This is a genomic window from Pseudovibrio sp. W64 (genome assembly GCF_001623145.1).
GTDB lineage: Bacteria > Pseudomonadota > Alphaproteobacteria > Rhizobiales > Stappiaceae > Pseudovibrio.
Genome location: NZ_LMCI01000035.1, coordinates 1 through 23,409, shown reverse-complemented (window position 1 = coordinate 23,409; position 23,409 = coordinate 1). Strand labels below are relative to the sequence as shown.

At 47.6% G+C, this 23,409-nt stretch carries 22 protein-coding genes and 2 pseudogenes; 11 read left to right on the top strand and 13 right to left on the bottom strand.

What is annotated here, in order from left to right:
* Positions 1 to 612: 612 nt before the first annotated feature.
* Both PsW64_RS28455 and PsW64_RS28245 read left to right on the top strand, forming a co-directional pair.
* Positions 613 to 873: pseudogene (locus PsW64_RS28455) on the top strand (EamA family transporter); the annotation flags it as partial.
* Between the two features lie 103 nt (positions 874 to 976).
* On the top strand, positions 977 to 1,318 hold the full coding sequence (locus PsW64_RS28245) for a DMT family transporter (protein ID WP_244277287.1): 342 nt from the start codon (positions 977 to 979) through the stop codon (positions 1,316 to 1,318).
* 417 nt (positions 1,319 to 1,735) lie between these two features.
* On the opposite strand, the gene PsW64_RS15660 is transcribed toward PsW64_RS28245, so the two are convergent.
* The 12 genes from PsW64_RS15660 to PsW64_RS15605 form a co-directional block, all read right to left on the bottom strand.
* The gene (locus PsW64_RS15660; RefSeq protein ID WP_057463982.1) at positions 1,736 to 3,229 is read right to left on the bottom strand and encodes a helix-hairpin-helix domain-containing protein; all 1,494 of its coding nucleotides are present in this window, start codon (positions 3,227 to 3,229) and stop codon (positions 1,736 to 1,738) included.
* Complete coding sequence (locus PsW64_RS15655) at positions 3,226 to 5,004, bottom strand: PP2C family serine/threonine-protein phosphatase (protein ID WP_063304178.1); 1,779 nt, start codon at positions 5,002 to 5,004, stop codon at positions 3,226 to 3,228. Before PsW64_RS15655 ends, PsW64_RS15660 begins: the two co-directional genes overlap by 4 nt.
* Complete coding sequence (locus tag PsW64_RS15650) at positions 5,001 to 6,059, bottom strand: TerY-C metal binding domain-containing protein (protein WP_063304177.1); 1,059 nt, start codon at positions 6,057 to 6,059, stop codon at positions 5,001 to 5,003. Before PsW64_RS15650 ends, PsW64_RS15655 begins: the two co-directional genes overlap by 4 nt.
* Before the next feature lie 31 nt (positions 6,060 to 6,090).
* Positions 6,091 to 6,720 carry a vWA domain-containing protein gene (locus PsW64_RS15645; RefSeq protein WP_082831135.1) on the bottom strand — a complete coding sequence of 210 codons (630 nt, stop codon included), beginning with the start codon at positions 6,718 to 6,720 and terminating at the stop codon, positions 6,091 to 6,093.
* Positions 6,721 to 6,730: 10 nt separating this feature from the next.
* A complete protein-coding gene (locus PsW64_RS15640; RefSeq protein WP_063304175.1) occupies positions 6,731 to 7,369 on the bottom strand; it encodes a vWA domain-containing protein in 639 nt (212 codons plus the stop codon).
* A gap of 70 nt (positions 7,370 to 7,439) precedes the next feature.
* Complete coding sequence (locus tag PsW64_RS15635; RefSeq protein WP_057463977.1) at positions 7,440 to 8,015, bottom strand: TerD family protein; 576 nt, start codon at positions 8,013 to 8,015, stop codon at positions 7,440 to 7,442.
* 14 nt (positions 8,016 to 8,029) lie between these two features.
* Positions 8,030 to 8,605 carry a TerD family protein gene (locus PsW64_RS15630; RefSeq protein ID WP_057463976.1) on the bottom strand — a complete coding sequence of 192 codons (576 nt, stop codon included), beginning with the start codon at positions 8,603 to 8,605 and terminating at the stop codon, positions 8,030 to 8,032.
* Positions 8,606 to 8,626: 21 nt separating this feature from the next.
* A complete protein-coding gene (locus PsW64_RS15625) occupies positions 8,627 to 9,601 on the bottom strand; it encodes a calcium/sodium antiporter (RefSeq protein WP_063304174.1) in 975 nt (324 codons plus the stop codon).
* A 56-nt stretch (positions 9,602 to 9,657) separates the two neighbouring features.
* The gene (locus tag PsW64_RS15620; protein WP_057463974.1) at positions 9,658 to 10,119 is read right to left on the bottom strand and encodes a tellurite resistance TerB family protein; all 462 of its coding nucleotides are present in this window, start codon (positions 10,117 to 10,119) and stop codon (positions 9,658 to 9,660) included.
* On the bottom strand, positions 10,119 to 10,703 hold the full coding sequence (locus PsW64_RS15615) for a TerD family protein (RefSeq protein ID WP_057463973.1): 585 nt from the start codon (positions 10,701 to 10,703) through the stop codon (positions 10,119 to 10,121). The genes PsW64_RS15620 and PsW64_RS15615 overlap by 1 nt, the downstream gene beginning before the upstream one ends.
* 11 nt (positions 10,704 to 10,714) lie before the next feature.
* Positions 10,715 to 11,446 carry a molecular chaperone DjiA gene (locus tag PsW64_RS15610; RefSeq protein WP_063304173.1) on the bottom strand — a complete coding sequence of 244 codons (732 nt, stop codon included), beginning with the start codon at positions 11,444 to 11,446 and terminating at the stop codon, positions 10,715 to 10,717.
* Between the two features lie 126 nt (positions 11,447 to 11,572).
* Positions 11,573 to 12,724: a TerD family protein gene (locus tag PsW64_RS15605; RefSeq protein WP_206599562.1), complete on the bottom strand. Its 1,152-nt coding sequence runs from the start codon at positions 12,722 to 12,724 to the stop codon at positions 11,573 to 11,575.
* Positions 12,725 to 13,003: 279 nt separating this feature from the next.
* Between PsW64_RS15605 and PsW64_RS15600 the strand changes: the two genes are divergently transcribed.
* Genes PsW64_RS15600 through PsW64_RS15585 form a run of 4 tightly spaced genes read left to right on the top strand, consistent with a single transcriptional unit; the run spans position 13,004 to position 17,012 of the window.
* The gene (locus tag PsW64_RS15600) at positions 13,004 to 14,230 is read left to right on the top strand and encodes a phosphoribosyltransferase domain-containing protein (protein ID WP_063304171.1); all 1,227 of its coding nucleotides are present in this window, start codon (positions 13,004 to 13,006) and stop codon (positions 14,228 to 14,230) included.
* 1 nt (position 14,231) lies between these two features.
* Entirely contained in the window at positions 14,232 to 14,990 is a 759-nt protein-coding gene (locus tag PsW64_RS15595; protein WP_063304170.1) for a hypothetical protein, read from the top strand.
* A complete protein-coding gene (locus tag PsW64_RS15590) occupies positions 14,980 to 16,080 on the top strand; it encodes a cysteine protease StiP domain-containing protein (RefSeq protein ID WP_206599561.1) in 1,101 nt (366 codons plus the stop codon). Before PsW64_RS15595 ends, PsW64_RS15590 begins: the two co-directional genes overlap by 11 nt.
* Positions 16,080 to 17,012: an HpcH/HpaI aldolase/citrate lyase family protein gene (locus PsW64_RS15585; RefSeq protein WP_063304168.1), complete on the top strand. Its 933-nt coding sequence runs from the start codon at positions 16,080 to 16,082 to the stop codon at positions 17,010 to 17,012. The genes PsW64_RS15590 and PsW64_RS15585 overlap by 1 nt, the downstream gene beginning before the upstream one ends.
* A 179-nt stretch (positions 17,013 to 17,191) precedes the next feature.
* On the opposite strand, the pseudogene PsW64_RS28450 reads toward PsW64_RS15585, so the two are convergent.
* A pseudogene (locus PsW64_RS28450) lies at positions 17,192 to 17,377 on the bottom strand (IS6 family transposase); the annotation flags it as partial.
* 116 nt (positions 17,378 to 17,493) lie between these two features.
* On the opposite strand from PsW64_RS28450, the gene PsW64_RS15575 reads away from it, so the two are divergent.
* The 5 genes from PsW64_RS15575 to PsW64_RS15555 all read left to right on the top strand — a co-directional run bounded on the left by PsW64_RS15575 (position 17,494) and on the right by PsW64_RS15555 (position 23,188).
* Positions 17,494 to 17,679 carry a hypothetical protein gene (locus PsW64_RS15575; RefSeq protein ID WP_206599560.1) on the top strand — a complete coding sequence of 62 codons (186 nt, stop codon included), beginning with the start codon at positions 17,494 to 17,496 and terminating at the stop codon, positions 17,677 to 17,679.
* 502 nt (positions 17,680 to 18,181) lie between these two features.
* Positions 18,182 to 19,327 (top strand): NAD(P)-dependent alcohol dehydrogenase, encoded by a 1,146-nt coding sequence (locus tag PsW64_RS15570; protein ID WP_153042380.1) that lies wholly within the window; start codon positions 18,182 to 18,184, stop codon positions 19,325 to 19,327.
* Positions 19,327 to 19,887: a GNAT family N-acetyltransferase gene (locus PsW64_RS15565; protein ID WP_275078091.1), complete on the top strand. Its 561-nt coding sequence runs from the start codon at positions 19,327 to 19,329 to the stop codon at positions 19,885 to 19,887. The genes PsW64_RS15570 and PsW64_RS15565 overlap by 1 nt, the downstream gene beginning before the upstream one ends.
* Positions 19,888 to 20,276: 389 nt before the next feature.
* Positions 20,277 to 21,647: a serine hydrolase domain-containing protein gene (locus PsW64_RS15560; RefSeq protein ID WP_063304164.1), complete on the top strand. Its 1,371-nt coding sequence runs from the start codon at positions 20,277 to 20,279 to the stop codon at positions 21,645 to 21,647.
* A 425-nt stretch (positions 21,648 to 22,072) separates the two neighbouring features.
* A complete protein-coding gene (locus PsW64_RS15555) occupies positions 22,073 to 23,188 on the top strand; it encodes a tetratricopeptide repeat protein (RefSeq protein ID WP_063304163.1) in 1,116 nt (371 codons plus the stop codon).
* Positions 23,189 to 23,409 lie beyond the last annotated feature (221 nt).

Below are 23,409 nucleotides of genomic sequence, written 5' to 3'. Positions count from 1 at the left end.
TCAAAAGGAAAAAGAGCTTGACCTCAACGCCCGATTAGAGAAGCCGACATTCACCCTAAATCCAGTTGTTTACAGCCAGTCCGTGATTTCAACCATAAGTCGATTTTGGTCAGCTTGTTGATGAATGACCTTACTGGTCATACGCCTTGGTACAATATTCAGACTGTTGGAAACTTTTCACTACTTCTGATTACTATCATGGATGCACGCGCAGCTTTATTGACATCTTGTCTGGAATTGTTATATTTCTTCATCTACCCAAGCTTCGTCCAAGCGCAGTCAAATCTATATCTTGATTTGCGCAATTGGACCCAAAATGCAGAAACCACTTCCCAATAGTAAAAAATATTCGCTAACCTTGTACGCTTCTACGTCCGGGTTTCTTTGTGCTGTGCGCGTTTCATGCGTCATAGCCAATGCGTTCATGACAAAAGGTCCGCAGTAATGAACCAAGCAGTTCGAAACGATACTAAAGATGTGCCCCGCGCTATAGTTATCACATTAATTTCTTTATTCATTTTCGGGCTTCAAGATATCGCAGTCAAAGCGCCTGTCGCAGATTATCCACCCACACAGCTTGTGATGATCAGGTTCTGAGGTATTGGCCTGTTTATGGTTATTTGGATTGAGCGTACGTCCGATTTCTCTAGCGTTTTACGTTCACACTTTCCTGGATTGCAGATTTTACGAAGTGTTCTACTTCTTGCCGACATTTGGTTGTTTACCGCCGCATTGAACTACATGCAAACATCTGACCTTCAGGCAATTTTTATGTTATTTCCGATTACTGTGAGCGTGTTAACCGTTCCTCTTCTGGGTGAAAGAATGGACGTCTATCGCTGGCTGGCTGTACTGATAGGTTTTACAGGAGCCCTCATTGTCGTGCGTCTAGGATTTCAACAGATCGACAGCTCGCTATGGCTCGTTGCCGGTGCAGTGTTGAGTTTCTCGCTTTACACTGTACTGACACGTAAAGTTGCGACAAGAGACAGCACAAAACTTCAATGCTATACTTGTCATGCTGGTGGTGATTGTTTGTGCCATAGCCACCCACATTCTTTTCACCGAAGCATTGAAATACGCCCCTGCAAGCACGCTACAACCGTTCAATTTTCTCGCACTTCCCGTAGCCGTTTTGTTGAGCTTTTTATTCTTTGGCTATATCACCGATATTATTACCGTAGTCGGCGGAGCAGTCACAATCGCGGCGGGTGTCATGGTTTGGGTTCGCGAAAGAAAGCGAAATATCATCAAGCCTAACCTTACAGGTGTCAAACTTAGCAATATTAAGCCGGTTCTCGCTGATCATAGCTATTGATTTTGTGCTTGATCAACTGGGGCTACAATCAGGTATGATCCTACCACCAGTGCTCAGGGACAACTCATAACCTGGCTGTCTCGCCTTTTTAAACGCATGTTATGAAAGGTGGGGCAATCGCTGAGCACCCGTCCATGCAAAATCACTTAAGTTAAAGGTTGGTGCAGGTTCAAATTATACCATTGCCAGAGCTGGCTTCGGTTTTTAGGACAGGTTGTCTAAGTGGATTTAGCCCCTGAAACTGGCATGATGCCAAGAACAGGAGAATACCATGAGCAGACGCCCTCGCCGGAACCATAGCCCGGCTTTTAAAGCGAAAGTGGCACTTGCTGCTATTCGCGGAGAAAAAAACTAAAATAGCCTCAAGAATTTATTATTGCCCATTTTTACTTCAATATAAATAATGTATTTATAACATTAAGTTCCCGACATTTGAACTAGGCTCATTCTTCCATCATCTTCTGGTGAAAGTAGAATATTGACACCGTCTTCAAGCTTAACCCTGCCGCCAATTGGGATTATTGTGCCTTCGCCCAAATTTCTCATGCCAACCACGGTCTCGTTCACCAGCCACCAGCTTTCATTGTGTTTTTGAAAATAGCCAACCCGTTTTTTTTCGGCTTGCTTCAAGTGTTCATTGGGAGTGACACTCGTGCGTATGTGCCACGGAAAAAGAGACTGCCCGTCCCATATCATCAAGCGGTGGTCGTCATAATGGTAACTACCCTTGCGCCGTTGTGAGTATAAGTTCAGCACTGGCAATTTGCCCTTATAAGGGGTTCCGCAATGCGGGCAGGACGGCGCTTTGCTGTTGTCAAACACATACCAACCCATGTCACATTTGGCGGAACAAGGCTGTATCAGATCAATGGATCGAACAAGCGCGTTTTCCCAAGTCGCAGCTGAGGGGCGTTTGGCGGGATTATGCAATCCATCGATAAAGGCTTCCTCAAATAGCTTTTTGAGGACTGGACCTGCCATTGAATACGGGCGCGCCTTCGGATCTCCCCAAGGCAAGGATTGTTTGCGCAAGTCCTCTGGTCGCACGCGATTGCTTGCGTCAAGTGGATGCTCAACAAACAAGGCGCGTTCACCCATGGAAAGTTCTTCATCGCGCTGCGGACTTTGGTCGTGCACTTTGCGCCCGCGTAAGGGGTGACGATAGAAAAGATACATATAAATCAGCACAGCCAGCGCATGACGGTCGGTTTTGACACTGGGTAAAATCCGGTTTGGATCTTTGCGGTCAAGATGCTGGGTTTTGATCACTTCAGGTGCAATGAAATCAGGTGTTCCCACCACATCCGGGTGATACTTGCCGGGAACAACAAGACCGTCGATATCAATCAGACAAGCTTTGCCAGAGGTTGGGTCCACCAGTACATTTTTGTAGCTCAGATCGGAATGAGCCAAGCCGGCCATGTGCATGCGGCGTACGGCCCTAGCGATCGAAAGGCAAATCTGAAGGTGAGAGAGGTAAGTTCCTTTCTCGCGCGGGTCGAGAAATTTCTCACGATTGGAAGCGCTTGAAAACCACTTGCCTTCCTTCTCTCTCCCTTTGATTTTCAGGAAGTCGCCGTTCTTGGAGCCGTGAGCAAAGAAGAATGCATTCTCATAAAACGGCACGACAACCCCAATAGTGCCATTTCGTTCAACAAGATCATGGGGCCAACGAAAAGCACTCTCCCAATAGTCGCCACCACTTTGATTAAAGAGGTTTTCCCGATAACGCGTACAGATGTCGCGCAAGCGTTCAAGTTGGTTTGGGTCTGATTTGTTTCGGAAGAACCCAACGACATAGCTCTTGTCAGGTGAAAAATAAATGTCTTTCATGCCGCCGGACGCTTTTATCTCATCGATAAATTCGATGGTATTCCCGGTGAGCTTGGACGTTAGGCGAACACTGGTCACGCGCAGTCCTCCGGTACGAGTACGATCATTGTCCGGTCATCATGGTTGCCTTTGGAAAAGAAACCCATCCAATCGATGAATTCCGTCTCAAGCTCTGTGTTATCCCGGGACAATTTCACAGCCTTGCCGAAATTCTCATACCAGAACTTAGCCCAGTTGGCAGGGTCTGCCAGCGCCTTGTCAGTAGGAAACAGCGGGTCAGTAATTCCGTCTGTCATGATGGCTAGTGCTGTGAACTCTTTCCTAACATCAACGAAGATCCGATCAATGGTTTTGCGGGCATCGGAAAATTCCGACTTCATCAAAAAGCGCGTTTGACCTGCAAATTCTCCACTATCTGGCAGGCACAGAGGACGAACGCTTTCATTGAGCATATCGACTATAACGATGCCGCCATCACCGATGGTGAAGGTGGCTGTGAACCAATGTTCTCCAACCTTGCGGCTAATCGCGATCAGGATTGTGGTGTAATAATCTGTTGCGGGCCGGTTATGGCTCTCAGCAACCTCACTAATCACATTTGCCGCTTTAAGAGCTGCATCAGGCAGGACCGGATAAATCAGCTTGTTCTTGATTTTGTCAATGACGCTTTCCGGGTGTTCAAGGTATGCCGCCAGAATTTCATCAAGATTGGGGTCAATATGTTTTGCAGTTAGACTTGGGAGTGCTTCCAGAACAGTTTCAGCGGCAAGGCGTGATCCTTCGCGGGAAAGCTGTGCCGACCCTGCCCCGTCACAAGCGACCATAAAATGCCAGCCCCCTTCTCCATGCGTCTGGATCTTGAAATCATCATCACGATAGCCGCCTTTAATCGCATGAGATCGACCGCGCACACTGGCGCCAGCAACAAATGCATCACCAACTGCACTCCCAAAATCCGTATCAGGCTTTGCAAAGACTGCGGTTTGGTCTGATGCTATGGACTTCATCCAGATTTTTCTGGGATCCGGGATGATTGAAACGCGGGCGTTAATCTGGGTCTCACGCTCACCTTTCAAGCCTCGCAGGCGCAGGGTCACGCTACCTGTGAGGCGCGGTATACCGGAAAGGACACCTTCGCTGGTCAGCTCAAAGCCAGTTCCGGCATCGTCTTCTAGAGTAAGCTCGCTGAAGCCTTCAATGGGCTGGGAATACGCTTGATCTTCCCGTGCGTTTCTAACGCTGATTTCGATCTGGTCAATCCTAGACATATCAATAGGTTTTCCAAGAGGAGGTTTATTCTCTGTATCAGCGACTACTTGCGGCTCAATCGCTTGAGTGTCAGGCTCTTGCTCGACTGTGCCATCTGTCTTTGGCGTTTCCGCGTTTTGGCTGTGGGTTGGTTCTTGTGGCACGCCCGGTTCAAGTTCGTCAGAGCTTGGCTCAATGGTATTGGGAGCGACAACGAACGGTTGCTCGGGTTCACATGCTCCCAATTCATTCGCCGTTGGGTTCACGGCACTTATTGAGTGGCTTGGCAAAACATCGGCGAGCTTAGTCATTGAAGGCTGATCATTGCCCAATGTTTTTTTTGTTGGGCCGGGGGCTTCATCCGCTGGTATCTCTTCACTGGGATCAGCCCTGTCGCCAAGTTCTAATTCCGGTGCATTCAGCCGTTTTTGGGATTGAGTGTAAAGCCAATATAACAACAACTGCTCGGCGGAGTTCAGGCCACGATAGTCCGCTGGACAAAAACTGTCAACGGGGGGAACCAATGCTTGTAATTCGTCAAGCGCGTTTTCAAGTTCATCAAAGGCCAAGCTTAAATCCGAAGGAGGCAGTTTATTGTCGGTCATCCACGACCTCTGCTAATTTCAAGGCCACCAGCATCTGGGCCGCTGCTATAATAACCAGTGTTTTGGCACCATGGACACGTCGCCTCGCCGTCACCTTGCACACAATGAATGTTGCCACAACCGCAAACGGCCATTCCGAAAGAGGCTTGGCAGTGTGGGCAATCCGGTTGTCCGACAAGTTCTGAGGCAGAGACCTGCGACTGGTGATCGTTAAGATTATCTGAGAGTTCAAAATAATCCCCCTGTACGGGAACAACCGTCTGCAGGACATACTTTTTTGAACTGAATAAGGCAGCAAGTCTGGGGTCGTTGCTCTCAATTGGCTCTATGTGTTTTTCATATTTAGCAACATAAGGTGCTTTGCTCTTTGAGCAGCGGCCTACGAAAACCGCATATCTGTCATCAGTATCACCGTAGGCTCGTGAGGCAGGAGAAACTTCAATCTCCGGAGCCATTTTTGAAAGCGTGAGATTGCCACCGGCCAAAACACTTTGCGTGGAAGCCGAAACTGAATTGGTAATCCACTGAATGAAATGTACGAAGGCGCCGGGCTTCGTGTCATCAAAAGCAAAAACCTCATCCGTCAACCGTTTCAGGAGTGCATCATCAGCGCCCCCACCGATTGAGACAGCGACCATATTGGCCTTTTGAGCGTATTTTGCTGTCCAGCGGGCAATTGCAGGTTCAGGATTGTCAGTTGGATGTCCATCGGTCATGAGAAAGATCAGAGGTTTCCAATCGCCCTTTTTATCCGGAGTCGTCGTTGTTACGTTGCGATCAATTTCGACCATCAGATGAGTTAGGGCGTGCCCTAGACCGGTGCCACCGCCAACAGGCAGATGGGGTACCATAAACTCGCAAATCTCAGTGAGCGGAGTTAGCGTGCGGGGACGCCCCGCAAACGCTATAACTGAAAGCCAAACGGTTTCAAGCGCATAAGGGTCTTGCAGCAAGTCCTCAACAATCTGCCTTATGCCATTCTCAAGTTGGGTATGGGCTTCTCCGATCATCGATTCAGAAACATCGACAACCAAATATACTGGAAACTTGCGCATTATGGTTCTTCCTAAGCCGCCTTAGAGAGCATTAGACGAGGTTAATTTCCGTAGGTGGAGGTGGAAGCGTATCCGCCTTTGCACCCATGCTGCGGTTGCCTTGAGCAAAAACGTCAGAGACCCATTTGAAGAGGGAGGTGAAGCTTGTGCTATCCATCGTGTCAAGGGATGCCACCTGATCGCAAAGCTGTTCCAAATCTTTGCGATGCGCTTTCGGTCCCGCAACACACCCAACAATATTTGCAAAACCGAGTTTTTTGATGCGCGGACACATCTGCCCAAAGAGCATTACATCCGAAGGTTTGCCATCGGTCATAATAAATAAATAGGGAGCCCAATCGCCCTTTTTATCCTCTGAGTTTGGAATAATCTCACTCTTATAGAGGCGCTCAAGGCATTCCAGAGCCTCGCCAGTATGAGTCGGGCCGGAATCCGGCGTTGAAATCCGTGGAAGTTGTAAATCTTCAAGTGAAACCATTGGAACCAAAACTGTGGCTTCACGATCATAAGTAATGACTGAAATATGTACGGTCTCTAGCGCGTATGGATCTTGCCGGAGAGCTTCTACAAGCGTCTCCAGGCCACTATTAACTGCCTCAATAGGTTCGCCCTTCATGGAGCCCGAAGTGTCGAGAAGAAGGTATACAGGAAGTCGTCTCAAGAGAGTTCTCCTATTTCACAAGGCTAATTTCTTTGGGTGGAGGTGGTAAATCATGGGGGCCGTCTGCATCTGATTTCGTAAGGTCAATCTTCTTAGACGTGTTCGCAATGGAACCGGAAACCCATTCAAAAAATACTTTTATGGCAGCGGTGTCAGCGGTTTCAAGATGCACCACCACTTCTGCGACTTGTTTGAGAATCTTGGTATCGGCGTGAGGGCCAGCGGCACAGGCAATAATGTTGCCGCACTTCACCTGCCGGAAACGATCAAGACCTTTTTGCCAGTCATCGGTTGGAGCGCCATCAGTCATGATGAACACAAGAGGTTTCCAGTCCCCTTTGGTGTCTGCTGTCGATTTTTGAACTTCACGTTCAATACAGTCAGCTGCTAACGACAAGGCATTGCCGAAGGATGTGGTACCTTTAACCTTTAGCTGAGGCACCTGAAATTCAGCAAGCTCGGTAAGGGGGGTCAACTGATTAGCTTCGCTATCGAATGTAATGACAGAAAGATATGCAGTCTCTAGGGCATAGGGATCTTGGATTAGGGTCGCGTGGAGCAGGTCAACGCCGTTGCGAACCGCTTCAATCGGCTCCCCCATCATTGACCCGGAAGTGTCCAGCAAAAGATAAACGGGAAGTCTTCGCATATCTGATCTTCCTCAGAGGTTTGATATGAAAAGTCCGGGCTTTTTGCCCGGACTGGTATTCGTAGGTAGATTAGATGTTTACGCCGTGGTTTGAGGCGAGTGGGCCAAGACCACCAGCAAAGCCTGCACCGACCGCTTTAAACTTCCAGTCTTCATTGTGTCGGTAGAGTTCGCCAAAAATCATAGCAGTCTCGATAGAGTAATCTTCGCTGAGATCGTAACGAACAATCTCAGTTTCTCCGGCTTGGTTTACCACCCGGATGAAGGCGTTCTCAACCTGACCAAAGTTTTGCTTGCGAGTTTCCGCATCATGAATAGTGACTGAAAAAACAAGCTTTTTGACATCAGCAGGGACTTTGGTCAGATTAACTTTAACCTGCTCATCATCGCCGTCGCCTTCGCCGGTACGATTATCGCCAAGGTGCATAATAGAACCGTCAGCACCTTCTTTGTTGTTGTAAAACACAAAGTCACTGTCGGAGCGAACTTTGCCATTGTCACCGCAGACGAAAACAGAGGCGTCAAGATCGAAATCGATACCATCGGTAGCCCGAGAATCCCAGCCAAGCCCAATCGTTACTGCACTGAGGCCCGGAGCCTCCTTAGTGAGAGAAACGTTCCCACCCTTTTGTAGTGATACAGCCATTTTATTTCCTCTAATTAAATACTGATTCCAAATTGGGAACACATAGCTTGCAAGCCACCCGCGTATCCCTGACCCACGGCCCGGAATTTCCACTCACCGTTGTGGCGGTAAAGTTCACCGAAAACCATTGCAGTTTCTGTCGAGTAGTCTTCCGACAGGTCGTAGCGTACAACTTCAGCAGTGGTTTCCTCGTTGACAACACGAATAAACGCATTCTCGACTTGACCGAAACTTTGCTTCCGTTCTGCGCCTTCGTGAATTGTCACGGTGACGGCTATTTTTTGAACGTCCTGCGGGATCTTCGACAAATCGACCTTGATTTTCTCATCGTCTCCATCACCTTCACCGGTACGGTTGTCACCGGTGTGACTGACAGAGCTGCAGGTGGAATTCATCTGATTATAGAAAATGAAATCTGCTTCTGAGCGTACTTTTCCGCTTTCTTCCAGCAAGAAGGCGGAGGCATCAAGATCAAACTCCTTACCGTCGGTGGAGCGTGGATCCCAACCTAAGCCAATGACGGTTTTCGTCAGGCCTGGTGCTTCTTTGGTGAGTGAAAGGTTTTGACCTTTTGACAGAGACAAAGCCATTTGTGTTTCCCCTTGATTTAATTAGCCGACAAAGAGTGTGCTGTATTGGAACGAAATGAAAGCAACATAGCCAGCAGTGAAGAGCCCACCAGTTAATCGGCCAAAGCTTTTCATGAAGAACAAGAAACCTGCAAAGATGGCCGTGACCACAACGACCACAGGGATGTCGAACGTTAGGAAGTCCGGTGCTGCTACAAGTGGCCTTACAATTGCGGTCAGCGCGACGATGGAAAGGATGTTGAAGATGTTTGAGCCAACAATTCCACCAATGATCATATCCGAGTGGCCCTTGCGCGCTGCTGCCAGGCAAGTTGAAAGCTCTGGTAAAGATGTACCGAAAGCAACAACAGTCATCCCGATGACAGCCTCCCGTACGCCGAGCGCTACGCCGCCAGCAACTGCGCCTCTAACAAGCACCTCAGAGCCGACAACCATGGCGCCAAAGCCGAGAATAAGCATCAGAATCGCTTTGCCCATACTGCTGAATTCAGGCGCCTCTTCCACATCCTCGTCATCATCCCCTAGGCTGTCGTTCTTGTACTGGTAGCCAACATAACCAATAATACCAACGAACATCAGCAGGCCCATGAGCCGGGAGAATGTGCCTGTCATGACGCCACTAACCAGAACCGCAGTCGCAACGATCATGACAATGGTGTCAATGCGCACACGTGACCGGTCAATGGCAATCGGCATGATCATGGCTGAAATCCCGATCACCATGAAGACGTTGGCGATGTTTGATCCGAGCACATTACCAAGAGAAATACCGGCAAAGCCAGACAAGTTCGCATTGATGGATGTGAATAGTTCAGGGGCTGATGTTCCAAAGGCAACGATTGTAGCGGCAATGAAAAGCTTAGATAAACCGGATTTTTCGGCGATCCAAGCAGCTGATTCAATGGTCCAATCGCCTCCTTTGATTAAGAGTAAAAGCCCAAATCCGATAGCCCCGATTGCGAGAACTCCGAGTTCATAACCCGCGAGAGAGTGCATGTAATTACGATCTTTCTAGTGATTAAAACTGGGCAGTTTAACTGCCCAGTTGTTGGCTAAACACCGAACTCTTGCGCATCCAAATTGAGTTCTTTGCAGATGTCGTGCACGGTGGCTTTTTCGTCATCATCGAAATCACCGTCAGAAGCACCAATTGCGCACGCAACACGAACAAGCAGGCGAGCTTGATCGTCTTTACCCTTCAGCTGTGCAATTGCTTTTAAAGCTTCACCACGGCCAATGATCTGATCGAACTCAAAGCCTTCAATGAACTTGTTAAAGCTCGCGATTACTTTGGTTGTATCGAAATGTTTAAGCTCATCTGACCGCTTGAGGAAAGCAACCATCTTCTGTTTTTCATCAGAAGACACGTTTCCATCTGCTGCTGCAATCATTGCACAGGCGGCAATAACCGCATCAAGGAACGTTTGGTTGCGAAATTTTGAGACCTCTGCGGAGAGGGCCGCGCGGGCGCTAGCCCCTTTGGCACGCAGCCGTTCAAAGAATGTTTCTGACATTAAATTACCCTTACTGCATCATCGATGATGTCTTTTGCGGTTCTACCTTGGCAAGGCGTACCATGAGCCGTCATCGTCCAGCCGCCATTTTCCTTTGACATTGAAGCCATAACGACACCGGTATGACGCCCTTTTTCTTTAAGGTCATAGCGGCAGATTTCCTGGTCTTTAGTGTGATCAACTAACCGTGCAAACGCGTTTTCAACTTCGTCAAACGATTGTCCACGAAATGAGTTCACAGTAAAGACGAGGTGTTCCACGTTAGACGGCAATTTCGCAAGATCTACGTAGATAATTTCATCATCGCCATCACCTTCACCTGTGAGATTGTCTCCGCCGTGCTTGATAGATCCATCGCGCGAATTTAATTGCTGGAAAAAGACAAGATCAATTGCGGCTTTATTTTTGTCAAATAGAACCGCAGACGCATCCAAGTCGATTTCACTAGATCCGCCACTGAAGAGCTTTTTAAGGAAACCGCCTTTTTCCACAGGGTCCCATCCAAGACCCATGAAGATTTTGGTTAGTCCGGGGCTTTCTTTGGTTAAAGAGAGCGGCTTCCCTTTAGTAAGGCTAATCGCCATTTTCTGTTCCTTTAAAACTGAGGAGAGTAATGCATATTGGCATTTTTGAGTTCATCGTAAGCTTTGTTGATATCTTTGATGCGTGATGTAGCCAAAGCGAGCATCTCTTGAGGCGCTCCCGTAGCGATTAGACGATCTGGGTGGTTTTCTTTCACTTTTGCAAGCCAAGCGTTGCGAATTTCATGCGCAGGAGCATCGGGGTGAACTTCGAGTACAATACTGGCATTCCAGGAATCGGGAATATGGCGTGCCTTCAGCCACTCGAAGCGAGGTTGAGAAATGTGAAAGATTTCGGCAACCTCTTCCAAAAAATGCTCTTCATCTGCGTGATAAACATCATCAGCCATTGCGATGTGAAACAGTGCATCCATTACATCACAGCGTCGGTTATTTGCGTGTTCACCTTCACCTAAAAGTTTGTGAATTTGCCTTGCGTAGCTCTGGTATCCGGCGACGTCTTGTCTACACAAGTTAAAAACCCGAATGGCGTTTCCTTCTTCCTCAGGAGGAATTTCAACGATTGAGCGGAAAACACTCACCTCTGAGTTCGTCACTAAGCCGTCAGCTTTGGCCAACTTTGCGCACAATGCGATTAAGGCAATTGAAAAGGCGACACTGTCCTCCCCCTGGCCAAACCGGGGGAGAATATTCCCCACATCGCTCAGAAAAAGCTCGATATAGCGCAACAACTTTTGCCAGAAGTTCTCTGGAGGTTGAGCAGAGAGGGAAAGGTCTTCCGACATTAATAACCCTTCAGGTTCAATCAAAGTTCCAACATTTATTGAAGTTTAATTTGCATCATTTTCGCGGTAAAAAGCCTCAATGTCGAAGCCTTCTGCAAAACGTTCCCGTGGCTTCATGCCGCAAACTTATTTGCGACCCGAAACCCATCTCATACCCCATCCGTATGCATCGTCCATTTGACGATGCCCCTTGAAAAACTGAACCTCGCGATTAACTTGAACCTGCCCCCCGACATTTTCAAGGAGCGCAACTGCACACATCCCATCACGAGATCCATGTTCATTCATACGCACTTCAATTTCAGGTTGATCTGGAACGAGGATTCGTATTGCACCATCAGTCTCGCGCCAGTCAGGCGCACCTTCATAGATAAAGGCATAAACTAGGACGCGTCGTAGTTTGTTCCACTGTTCGCCGTTGATCTCAAGCCATTCGCCATCCGTAGCAGCACCGGTGCGGTCATCGCCATGAAGAAAAGTGTAAGGAAAGCTGGAGTAATTCCCGAAAGTATTACCGAGAGCCTGAACCGCTGTCACACTGCCATCTGTACCTTCCACGAAAGCGCCAACATCAAGATCGATTCCACGTTTGCCCATTCCAAATATGCCACTGGACTTCTTTTTCTGGTTCCAATTCAGATTTACGCGAATTTTTCCATATCTCCCGTTTTCTTTTTTGAGGGAAATACGGCTTTCGTTTTTCGTTAAGGAAACCTTGGAGAGATTAATTTTTGGTGGTGTTGCAGGCTTTGGAACCGGGTTGGGCATAGATACGGGTGCCTCGGAGGGAGCTGCAACTTCGATGCCGAAATGTTCAGCAATTGCCTGCAGGCCACCATTGAACCCTTGTCCCACATGCCGAACTTTCCAAGCACCGTTACGCTTGTAGATTTCCGCTAGGATCAGGGCACGCTCTTCTCGATCCGCACATGAGATTTCGATGTGCGTAGCGTCAAGCGAAAGGGCTAAGCGACCGTTTAGCGCAGAGAAGGGATTTGCATCATCTGTTGTTGCTGTAAAAACAATTTTTTCAGCTTCCTCTGGGATTCCACTGAGATTCAGATTAAACGTTGCCCCAGAGTTGCTCTGTTCAAATTTAACGGCACCATCTGAGATACTGGGTTGATTATAAAAGCACATATCGTTGTCGCCACGGACTTTCCCCCCAGCGTAGATCTGTAACGCGGTTATATCAATATTGGAACCGGCAGGGAACTCAATATAAACAATTGTGTTCGGATTGCTAATAGAGGTATTTGCCCCCATAGGTAACGACATCGTTATTCCCCGTCTACTGAATCTAATACAAAAAAATATATGCCTACGAAGTATAGAATATCAATTAATTACGTTGTACCCAATGTCAATGCCAATTTAACGTACTGATTAAATTATTGAAGTTCGATGTTCCAAATTTGATCCGTAAAGCTGTAGGGGTAACTAAGTTGGAGTCTAACATCGCTTAGAGGCATTCAGGTTTGGTTTTGCATTACGTGAATGGTATTCATCAACATCCTCCTCTAAGAAGCTACGAGGCTATTTTTGAAAAGGGATTTTATGCGTGTAGAAAGCTCAAATCGCTGTGCACCGTCTCCAACAGGAACCACGGAGTACGCTTTTCGAACGGGCAAGCTAGAGTTAAAAGTTGATCGTGTTGATGCTGAAAATTTGTTTATTCTTGCAGAACGACAGAACCCAAAGCGTGCCTTTCTATTTGTTTCTACAGTTTTGGGACGCCATATCCCGGTCACTCCCTCCAATCACCGTGATGCACTTTGGGCTCTGACTGAGAAAACACAAACGCTCCTGCTTGATGGCCCCATCTTTGTCATGGGGTATGCTGAAACTGCGGTAGGATTTGGCGCAGGTATCTTTGATTGTTTGCGCCAGAAGCTTCCTGAGCGAAAGATCGGCTATCTTCACACAACGCGCCACGTAATGAAGGATGCAATACCTTGGTTCACAATCGTTGAAGGTCACAGCCATGCGCAAGATCACAATATTATGCGCCCGGACGAGTCCTATTGTGAATCTGGCCAGCAAAGTACTCTTGTGTTGGTCGATGATGAAACGACGACCGGAAACACTTTTGCTCAATTAGCTGAAGGCTTGTATGTGCAAGGGGCGAGGTTTGGTCGCATAATACTGGTGACACTGACAGATTGGTCAGATGATCGTGCGCGGGCTCGTGTTGAGGCCGTGACCAGCGGTACAAAAACTGTTGCGGTATCACTCATGTCTGGCAGCTGGATCTGGAAACAAGATGAAAGCGCTAAACTTCCCAATCTGCCAGCGGTGGCGGCAGCTAAGTGCCCTCCCTGGGAGCCGGATTCGTGCTCCAGTTTTAGCTCTCCTCGGAATGGACTGAAAGGAGGTGAGATGTCCGATGGTGCCCATCTTCTCTCAACTTTGCCAGTTCCACCGATAGGTGATCGTGATAAACGGATTTTGGTGATAGGAACGGGCGAACATGTTTGGCAACCGTTTCTGTACGCCGAGGCAGTCGAGCAAGGCTCCCCTGAGACACGTCAGGTTGGCTTCATTGCAACTACCCGGTCACCTATCTTATCAGGGCCAGCGATTGAACATAAAATAATCTTTCCGGACCATTTTGGTATAGGGCTGGACATGTACTTGCACAATGTAGAGCCAGATGACTGGGATCGAATAGTGCTATTTACCGAAACGACCATTGAGGGGGTCCACCCCATATTACGCCGTGCTCTAGGCAAAGGGCATATCGTAGATAAAGACGGTCAAGTATTTGAAATGATGAATATTTAGTATGACAATGTCCCCCATTGTGTTCACAGATCTGGATGATACCCTGTTCCAAACTGCTGGAAAAATGAGTGTTGATCCCAACCCGCAGTTGATAGCTTCGCACGCCACAAATGGCAAACACTCCTATATGAACGAGGCGCAATCAGCCATGTTCAATTGGCTCAATGTGACCACACGCCTTATCCCAGTGACCGCTCGCTCTACAGATGCGCTGGAACGCTGTGTGCTGCCTTTTTCTGATTATAAGATAGCCTCTAACGGAGCTGTAATTCTGAGGGAAGATGGTACGCTGGACCCAGAGTGGTTTGATCGCACTCGGAAGATCTCTGACGCCAAATCGGAATTTTTGGAGTCTATACGAAACGTCGTCACTGAGCGCGCGCAAGCATCACAGTTGCGTCACTGGATCGTTTATGAGCAACAGCTTCCTATTTACTACTGCGTAAAGTCGAACGGCGACGAAGCTTGGTTAGACGAGCAGCAATCGCTCTTGGATGAAGTTGTCGGCGATCAGCTTTTTTGCCACCGCAATGGCAACAATCTGGCCTACATGCCACATGAAATTTCGAAACGCTCAGCCGTGGAGTATCTGATTCAGGAAATAGCGGAGAGTGATCACCGCCCAATTTGGGGCATGGGTGATAGCCTTACCGATTTGCCGTTCATGGAAGCTTGCCAGATGATGGTTGTTCCATCCGGTAGTCAAACCCACAACGCACTGAACACTCTTCCAAAGAGGGGGGCTGACAGTGCTAGATAACGCCATTCTAAGCTCCGGGACCTACGACCCATCTGATGTTTTATTCCTGCTCAAGCAGGTTGCTATCGAGCCAACGCCGGTGGACGAAAAAGAGCGGCTGATTCAGACGGGTGCTGCTCATTACTCTGAAATGATTTCGCAGGAGCGCCGGCCAGATGAACGTTATCTGGAGTTTTTTGAGCAGGCACGCAGTCGTGGCGACATCCGCATCTCACGGGAAATTGCTGGGCTCGCAAAGGCCATCAAAATGCGAATTGCCAAGGGTGAATTGGATGCACAGATAACCTTGTGTTCCTTGGTGCGCGCAGGTGTTCCCTATGGTGTGTTGCTGCATCGCGAACTTAAAGCCACAGGCGTTGATTGCCAGCATTTCGGGATTTCTATAATCCGCGATAAAGGCCTTGATACCAATGCAATGCGCTATATTACAAGCCGTCGTAATATAGACGGAATCCTCTTTGTAGATGGCTGGACTGGCAAGGGGGCCATATCTCGCGAGTTGGAAACCAGTTGGAAGGCATTTGCGGGCTCCAATCCTGAACTTGTTGTGTTGGCGGACCCGTCTGGGTTTGCAACCATGTCAGGTTCACATGAGGATTGGCTCATTCCCTCAGGTATTCTAGGAGCCAACATCTCAGGACTGATTAGCCGGTCTATTTTATCAGGGGATCTCATCGCACCTGATGATTTTCATGGATACATTCCGGTAAACCATCTGGCTGATATCGATGTGAGCCGAGCTTTCGTTGATCGGATTTCCAGTCTTTGCGAGACAGAGCGTAAGAATTGCGGAGCAATCACCAATGACGCGGCGACGCTTAACCATCTACGCCAGAATACGATGCGTTGCGTACATCTGGTTGCGGAGCTAAATCAGGTCGATAATCTCAACCGGATAAAACCTGGGATTTCGGAAGCAACTCGCGCTATTTTGCGGCGCAAACCTAAGAAAGTCTATATTCGTTCGAAAGAGGATGAGGATTTGTGTGCCTTGATACATCTGTGCCAAACAGGCCAGGTTCCCCTCGAGGTATCTCCCACACTGACTGGTCCGTTTCGGGCGATTACACTAATTGAGAAGATGTCGTAATGGTTGATTTCCACCACATGTTCTCAGCATACGGACTCGGTGCTACGCTTTATGTGCCGATCATCCATCACAAAGTGCCAGATATCCTTACCGGCAGGACGAATAGTCCAGCCTCTTCTGTTGTTCTTTGTCTTGAAGATGCACTTGCAGAAAGTGATGTTGAGCGTGCAGTAGGGACACTGCGTGAGCTTCTTCCTCTAATCAACCAGAGTTCAGGCCTTCGAGTTTTTGTTCGTCCGAGATCGCTGAGCATGGGGCATCGTTTGGCATCCTTCAAAAACATAGACCGAATTGAAGGGTTTGTTGCGCCAAAGGTGCGTCCGGATACAGCAGCAGATTGGATGCAATTGGCCTCTTCTGCGGGATTGTGCATCATGCCCACTCTGGAGTCGGCTGACTATTTTGATCCAGGCTGCATTGTAGCCTTTAGAGATGTCCTAAGAGATTATGATCACAGGCTTGTGTCTGCAATTCGCCTTGGTGGAAATGATTTCCTCGGGGCGCTGGGGCTACGTCGGGAACGTGAGATGACATCTTGGGAGGGGCCTCTTGGATGGGTACTTTCAATGTGCTCATCTATGCTGATTTCTGCCGGGTATCCAGTTGCCGCTCCCGTATTCGATATTATCGATGATCCAGACACCTTAAGACGTGAAGTTCAGCGCGATGTAGCTGCGGGTTTCGTGTCAAAAACGGTTATCCATCCATGTCAGGTTCCCATAATAGTTGAAGGCATGAAAGTATCTGAGCAGGAGTTGCAGCAAGCAAAGGCAATTATCGAAAAGGATGCCTTAGCGGTATTCCAGATTGGTGGTGCAATGTGTGAACCTGCCACCCACAGCAACTGGGCCCATCGAGTTCTCGCCCGTGAACGCATTTTTGGCTGCAAATCCGCTTCTGCACCCAGCATTCAAATGCGTGTGGTTGTGTAGCGCTTACTGGTTCTGTCGCAAATTCTTTGGTTACTCGCAATACGCCTATGGCTTGGACACAATTATCCTGCGAGCGCCATGAACTGGCGCCAGGCCGGCACGTCCTCTTGTCTTAGCTGACCTTTTCTGATCATGTGAGCGGTTTCAATTCCCTCGAGTGTGACAGCTGCTGAATGAAAGGCCTTAAAGCCCATCATAGGCGCGTACCGCACCACCCAGCGGTTGAGAGTGGCGTGGTCGACATCAACACTACGCTCCTCCAGAATTTCTTCAAGATCGCGGTAGGAAACCGAATAATGAACGTAGAAAAACACCGCATACAGGATAACGTCTTTAGGGTAATAAGTACCTTTAAAACAGGTCAAAGCAGCAAACCTTAAATCGTAAATCTGGAGTGAACTCTTTTAAACAGAAGAGAAGACTGCTGCAAGCCGGGCAAAGATTGCTACAGAACCTCGTCGGTCTCTACATGCGGCTCAAGATGCCTGAGCTCGCTGAGGCCGATCAGGCCATGCCGGTCTATTTGGAGACGTTCCTGCACCCAGTTCTAGGTGGCTTCATTACGCTCTGCATCATGTTTGCCATGCAATCCACAGCAAACTCGCTGCTGCACACGATCGGCTCTGCCGCATTGGAGTTCGTCACAGTTACCGGACAATTTGATTAAAGCAGTTATGCTGCCATTTTCCAAATCCTTTGTTCAATAGATGTGGGAGAGTAATTAAGATTTATATGTGCTCTTCGTTCGGTGGCCGCACGATTATTGAGTTGCGAGGAGTTCACCCCACAAATCTCTACTGCATCATCACACTGATGTTACCTCGACCTCTGATAGAACTACTCGAATGGCCGGTATTGGCGGTGGATTCAACTGGTCGCGGCAACACACTGTGAGAACTTCTCAGCTGGGGTTTGATATTGCAAGGTCTTGCGTGCAGGTGTTTTCATAAAAATCCCCTTGAAACCGACCTTCGGTCTGTTTATACAGACCCGCGGTCGGTTCTTATCTCCTGACTACCTCACATGGCACAGCAATTAGCCTGCCAAAGTGATGGATACAAGTTTCTGGCACAGCATGTTCCCCCAATGTTGCTGTGCCAGAGCCCCGGTTTTGAATTGACGTTTAATCCTTACCTCATCTCATAACTGCATCGTATGGAGTTGATTGATTGACGAAAAAAATGGATGCTCCAGCTCGATATTGCAAGGCAAAAGCAATCCCTGCGGTGGCCCTGACAAAGCTGCCAAGAATTGGTCATGTCGCGGATGAACTAGAATTAATTCATATACCTGCACATCGACCGTCAGCGAGACAGGTCACCGTACAGCTCGTCGCATCATCAATGCATATCGACGAAATCTATGCTGCACAAGGAACGGCATTGGGCCGCTTCTATGGGCCTAAAAACATATCACCTGCAGAACCTTACCTGATGGGAACTTCTGTTTCCGGAGTTGTTGTGGCGATAGGGAAATATGTAATACGGTTCAAAGTTGGAGATGAAGTCAGCGTCATACCGAACGAGCTCGGAGAAAACGGCTCTTGGGCGACATACAGAAATGTTCTAGAACGCTACGTTATGCCTAAGCCTCCAGAACTAACGCATGTTGAAGCCTCGTCGTTGATGCTTTCCTCTTGTGTTGCATGGGGTGCTCTCGAAACTGCCAACGTGAAGGCAGGTGATCGGTGTATGGTTGTCGGTGCTTCAGGTGCAATCGGCTCGGTGCTTGTTCAGCTGCTCAAGACAAAATCAGCCTACGTCGTGGGAGTTTGCAGTGCTGCCAACTCAGATTTAGTTCGCACTCTCGGGGCCGACGAAATTATTGATTACCAACAATCAGGCTTTACGGTGCATCGGGAACGAAGAATAGACAAAATTTTCGACCTCGTTGGAGGACTTCGCGTTGAAAACGCTGCATATCGTTGGCTGAAACAAGACGGCGAGTTTGTCACCATGGTTGGACCAGTACGTTATTTAGGTGAACGCAAACTCACTCTAAAAGAGTTCACCAGGGCCGCTTGCTATGTTGCTTGGCGAAGCATCAAGACAAGGTGGCGCGGACCTAAGTACACATTTTGCGCGACGATACCACGTCGTGTTGCCCCAAAAGCCATGCAGTTCTGCTGTGAACATGGCATCCGCTCACCCATCGAGAGGGAAATCCCATTCGAGTTGGGACCGGTACAAGATGCAATCCGGCTGCTAACCACGCATCGAGCGAGAGGCCGAGTTGTAATCAATTTTGAGCTTGCTGCACAGCGAGCAGTTTCTCAAGAAAACAAGTATCAATGTAAAAGAGCCGTGATGAAATGATATCTGTAGATCAAGACAACAATTCAAAACCCGAGTATTGCAGCTCTTTCAACCAGTTCAATGTTCCATATCTCAAAACTGAAAGGCTCGTACTTCGAGCTCCTCTCATGGACGACTGGCCAGCATATCTGAATTTAATGGTGTCCCCTCGGTCTCACTTTATGGGAGGCCCGGTCTCCGAAAGGTCTGCTTGGGGGATCTTTTGCCATGACGTAGCTCAATGGAGCCTTATGGGCCACGGTGCACTCATGATCATGGATCGTAGTTCAAAACAATGCGTCGGACAGGTCGGCATAAACGCCGGTTTTTTCTTCCCTGAGCATGAATTAGGTTGGTTCGTGTATGATGGCTTTGAAGGCAATGGATATGCTTATGAAGCAGCAGCAGCATTGAAGCGTTGGGCTTTTAAAGAACTCAGATTGCCAACTCTTGTTAGCTATGTTGATCCTGAAAACGTAAAGTCCCGCAGACTTGCTAAACGCTTAAATGGAACACTGGATATCGATGCTCCCAGGGAAGATCCTAACGATCATGTATTTCGATATAAGGAAGATACGTGAGATTAGGACCAAAGATATCTCAAGCTTCAATTGCTTTCCTCGCATGCACTCTTTTGCCGCGCTGGGTAACCAGGCTTTGATCAATGTTTAAGTATTTGAAAATGGTTGTTTGGTTTCTCTGGTGGCCAACACTACTAGCGTTATTGAAATTAATCTCTCCAAGCCTGAACGCTGCATTTCACTGGTTTCACAAAGAAGCTTGGTGGTTTTTATGAGCTGGGTACAGCGGTGTCTGAGATGAAAGTGACGCACTTGGGCACGCAGATCAACCAAGATGAAACTTCTCAATTCTGGAAATGAGCACCTTCTCACCTAGCATTTTCACTATGCATTTGAAGTAATGCTCGACCAAGGTTAAATTTTTGATTTATTTTGGATATTTGAGAATTATGTCTGATGGTCGCAAATTACTTTTCTGGACATTTCTTGGCTTTTCTATCTGTGGCTTACTAATCCCATTGATTACGGATGCCAACGGCGCACAAACCTATATAAATCTTGCTAGTTTTATACTGATCTACACTATCGGTGTCGGGTTCTTAACAGCCATAACTTTCTGGATGAACCGATTGAGGGCCAAGGCAAATTCAGGTTGGCAGGCGTTAGCTTTAAGACCGAGCAAAGCCATGGCGATCTTCATGATTGGTTTTGGCCTGTTTTGGTTTGATTTCAGCGCTCCAAGACCGCATGCAATACTAGGTGAGTACTCTTACTCTTATGCACTTCCAACTTTGAGAAAAGACGGTTGGCCGGTTGGAGAAGCTGCAAGCGAAGGCATTGATACGAAGGTCATAAAGACAATTGTTGAGCGCTTTGTAAACAATCCTAAGTTCAAGTGGCAACATAGTTTTATCTTAATCAAAAACAACAAGGTACTGGTTGAAGAGTACTTCTATGACTACACAATTGACAGCTTGAATGATCTGCGGTCGGCAAACAAATCCATAACATCAATCTTGGTTGGAATACCGTTCCAACAAGGATTTATCTCTAGTGTAGATGACCCAATTTCTATGTACTTGCCTGAGTATAAGGAATTGTTTGCAGACGCTCCCCGCAAAGCAGTTATAACGATAGAGCATATGCTCACCATGCAATCTGGTCTTGATGCCAATGATTGGGATAGAAGCTCTCCCGGAAATGAAAACAGGATTTATAAAAGTGATGGAGATTGGATACGCAAGCTGTTTGCTCTGCAAATGATTACTGAGCCGGGCCCCACATTTTCTTACTCGAGCATCGGGGAGATTGCGCTGCGGCAGGCTATGGTGAATGCAAGTGGGACTCCCCTTGATGAGTTTGCTCAGAAGTACTTGTTTAAGCCCTTGAATATTAAGAACTACCAATGGACACACAGGCTTATTAACCGGAGTGATGTTCCTTATCGAGTTCAGTTAACAAGCCGGGATTTCGCGAAACTTGGACAGCTCTACCTAAACCAAGGGATTTGGGAGGGGGATCAGATAGTTTCCTCGGACTGGGTTAAAGCTTCTACGACTAAGCACGCAACTACTACTGATAAACGGCTAGGTTTTCCCGGTTATGGTTATCTCTGGTGGAAGCACGATTTTTGGGTAGAAGATGAGCTGTTTGAGGGTTTCCAGGCCCAGGGTAATGGAGGGCAGTTCTTGTTTGTCTTTCCAAGATTAAACTCGATCATTGTGTTTACCAGCAGAAACTTCAGCAACAGCCGCCAAATCAACCCACTGCAAATTATGCGCGACGAGATTGTACCAATGTTGGCTGCTACACAGCGTTAGTTTATTACACATTGTGAGAGAAGTAAGTTATTGCAATCAGCTGGGTACCTTATATCTTTTTAAGGTTTCCTAGCTGGTGTTCTGGGATCTTAATTTGAGGGTTTCAGCACAATTCTCATCGTTATTGCCAGTCTCATATCGAAGTGTCGCAAAGCATCATTAAATGCAAGATCAACTCTTGATAGAACCGTTCGAATGTCTGCAGTTGGCCCTTGTTGCTGGCAACAAGCTCTCACTTACCTCATTTCACACAGTCAGCGAATGGCAGCAAAGTCCACCAATCTCTCGTCAGTATGATACTATATTCCTCAGTATGAATCATTATTACTGAGTATGAGACTTTATTACTCTCCAACAGTTGTTAGCATTAAATATCTCTACTAATCAATGTTCTGTATATTCCATATTAGATTTAGAAGAAAAGTATGTCATCGTTGTTTACCAAAATAACCTTATGGGCCTTTGTTATGGCCACGTCATTTTCGGAGATTCTTCCTGCTTATAGTGAAGACTTTCAATCTATTACTCAAAGCGCAGAAAAAGGTGATGCCGCAGCGCAGTATAAACTTGGGGTCGCCTATGATGAAGGAGACAACGTAGCACAGAGTTACACTGAGGCGGAGAAATGGTTCAGGGCCGCAGTTGAGCAAGGTGACAGCGACGCGCAATATAATCTCGGGTACATCCATAAAAACGGAGTGGGCGTGCCACAAAATCTTGTAGAAGCTCTAAAATGGTACAAGCTCGCCGCTAAACTGGGCAATGCCGATGCGCAAAATAGTCTAGGCGCTATGTTTTTCATCGGGCAAGGCGTGCCACAGAGTTATGTGGAGGCTCTAAAGTGGTTTAAGGTCGCCGCTGAGCAAGGTCATGTCACAGCCCAAAATAATCTTGGAGACATGCACAAAAATGCGCAAGGCGTACAGCAGGATTTTGCTGAGGCTCTGAAATGGTACGGGCTCGCTGCCAAGCAGGGCCATGCTGCCGCTCAAACCTATCTCGGCGTCATGTACGACAATGGCCAAGGCGTAGAACTGAATAATGCAGAGGCAGTAAAGTGGTACAGGCTCGCCGCTCAGCAGGACCATGCCGCAGCTCAGAGTTATCTTGGGTACATGCACCTCAAAGGAGAAGGCGTACCAAGAGACTATGTGGAGGCTGCGAAGTTGATCAGGCTCGCCGCTGAGCAGGGCGTTGCCAAGGCACAACATAATCTCGGTGTCATGCTCTCCCGAGGAATGGGTGCACCACAAGATGATGCTGAAGCGGTAAAATGGTACAAACTTGCTTCTGAGCAAGGTTATGCCAGAGCACAATTTTCTCTCGGAGACAGTTACGAAAAAGGTGTAGGTATAGATAGAAACTATTCACAAGCATATATCTGGTATTCTATGGTAGCTGACAAGAGAGGGTTTGAGTTAGCGGCACGTGCTAGAGATAGGGTCTTGAAGAAGCTCACACTACAAGAACTGTCTGAAGCCCAACAAAAACAATCCGCTCTTTATGAGAAGTTAAAAGAAAACAGCGATTGGACGCCATAGAAACTATATCGAAAACTGACTTCGAACGGATAATCCCCACGATATTTGATCGCGTTCAAAAGTAGAGATAGTGTTGCGTTCTTTTGAGGACGGATTTTAAAGAAATTTCGTTTCAGAGATCACGCAACACTTATCTAAGCTGTACTCAACCCTTGATGGAAACACGCGAATGTCGGCTTCTCTAATCGGGCGTTGAGGTCAAGCTCTTTTTCCTTTTGATT

Bases quoted from the DNA above. Each gene is read 5' to 3' on its own strand.
- PsW64_RS15655 (WP_063304178.1), bottom strand. From the start codon at position 5,004: ATGACCGACAATAAACTGCCTCCTTCGGATTTAAGCTTGGCCTTTGAT.
- PsW64_RS15650 (WP_063304177.1), bottom strand. From the start codon at position 6,059: ATGCGCAAGTTTCCAGTATATTTGGTTGTCGATGTTTCTGAATCGATG.
- PsW64_RS15640 (WP_063304175.1), bottom strand. From the start codon at position 7,369: ATGCGAAGACTTCCCGTTTATCTTTTGCTGGACACTTCCGGGTCAATG.
- PsW64_RS15635 (WP_057463977.1), bottom strand. From the start codon at position 8,015: ATGGCTGTATCACTACAAAAGGGTGGGAACGTTTCTCTCACTAAGGAG.
- PsW64_RS15630 (WP_057463976.1), bottom strand. From the start codon at position 8,605: ATGGCTTTGTCTCTGTCAAAAGGTCAAAACCTTTCACTCACCAAAGAA.
- PsW64_RS15625 (WP_063304174.1), bottom strand. From the start codon at position 9,601: ATGCACTCTCTCGCGGGTTATGAACTCGGAGTTCTCGCAATCGGGGCT.
- PsW64_RS15620 (WP_057463974.1), bottom strand. From the start codon at position 10,119: ATGTCAGAAACATTCTTTGAACGGCTGCGTGCCAAAGGGGCTAGCGCC.
- PsW64_RS15615 (WP_057463973.1), bottom strand. From the start codon at position 10,703: ATGGCGATTAGCCTTACTAAAGGGAAGCCGCTCTCTTTAACCAAAGAA.
- PsW64_RS15610 (WP_063304173.1), bottom strand. From the start codon at position 11,446: ATGTCGGAAGACCTTTCCCTCTCTGCTCAACCTCCAGAGAACTTCTGG.
- PsW64_RS15605 (WP_206599562.1), bottom strand. From the start codon at position 12,724: ATGTCGTTACCTATGGGGGCAAATACCTCTATTAGCAATCCGAACACA.
- PsW64_RS15600 (WP_063304171.1), top strand. From the start codon at position 13,004: ATGCGTGTAGAAAGCTCAAATCGCTGTGCACCGTCTCCAACAGGAACC.
- PsW64_RS15595 (WP_063304170.1), top strand. From the start codon at position 14,232: ATGACAATGTCCCCCATTGTGTTCACAGATCTGGATGATACCCTGTTC.
- PsW64_RS15585 (WP_063304168.1), top strand. From the start codon at position 16,080: ATGGTTGATTTCCACCACATGTTCTCAGCATACGGACTCGGTGCTACG.
- PsW64_RS15575 (WP_206599560.1), top strand. From the start codon at position 17,494: ATGCCTGAGCTCGCTGAGGCCGATCAGGCCATGCCGGTCTATTTGGAG.
- PsW64_RS15560 (WP_063304164.1), top strand. From the start codon at position 20,277: ATGTCTGATGGTCGCAAATTACTTTTCTGGACATTTCTTGGCTTTTCT.
- PsW64_RS15555 (WP_063304163.1), top strand. From the start codon at position 22,073: ATGTCATCGTTGTTTACCAAAATAACCTTATGGGCCTTTGTTATGGCC.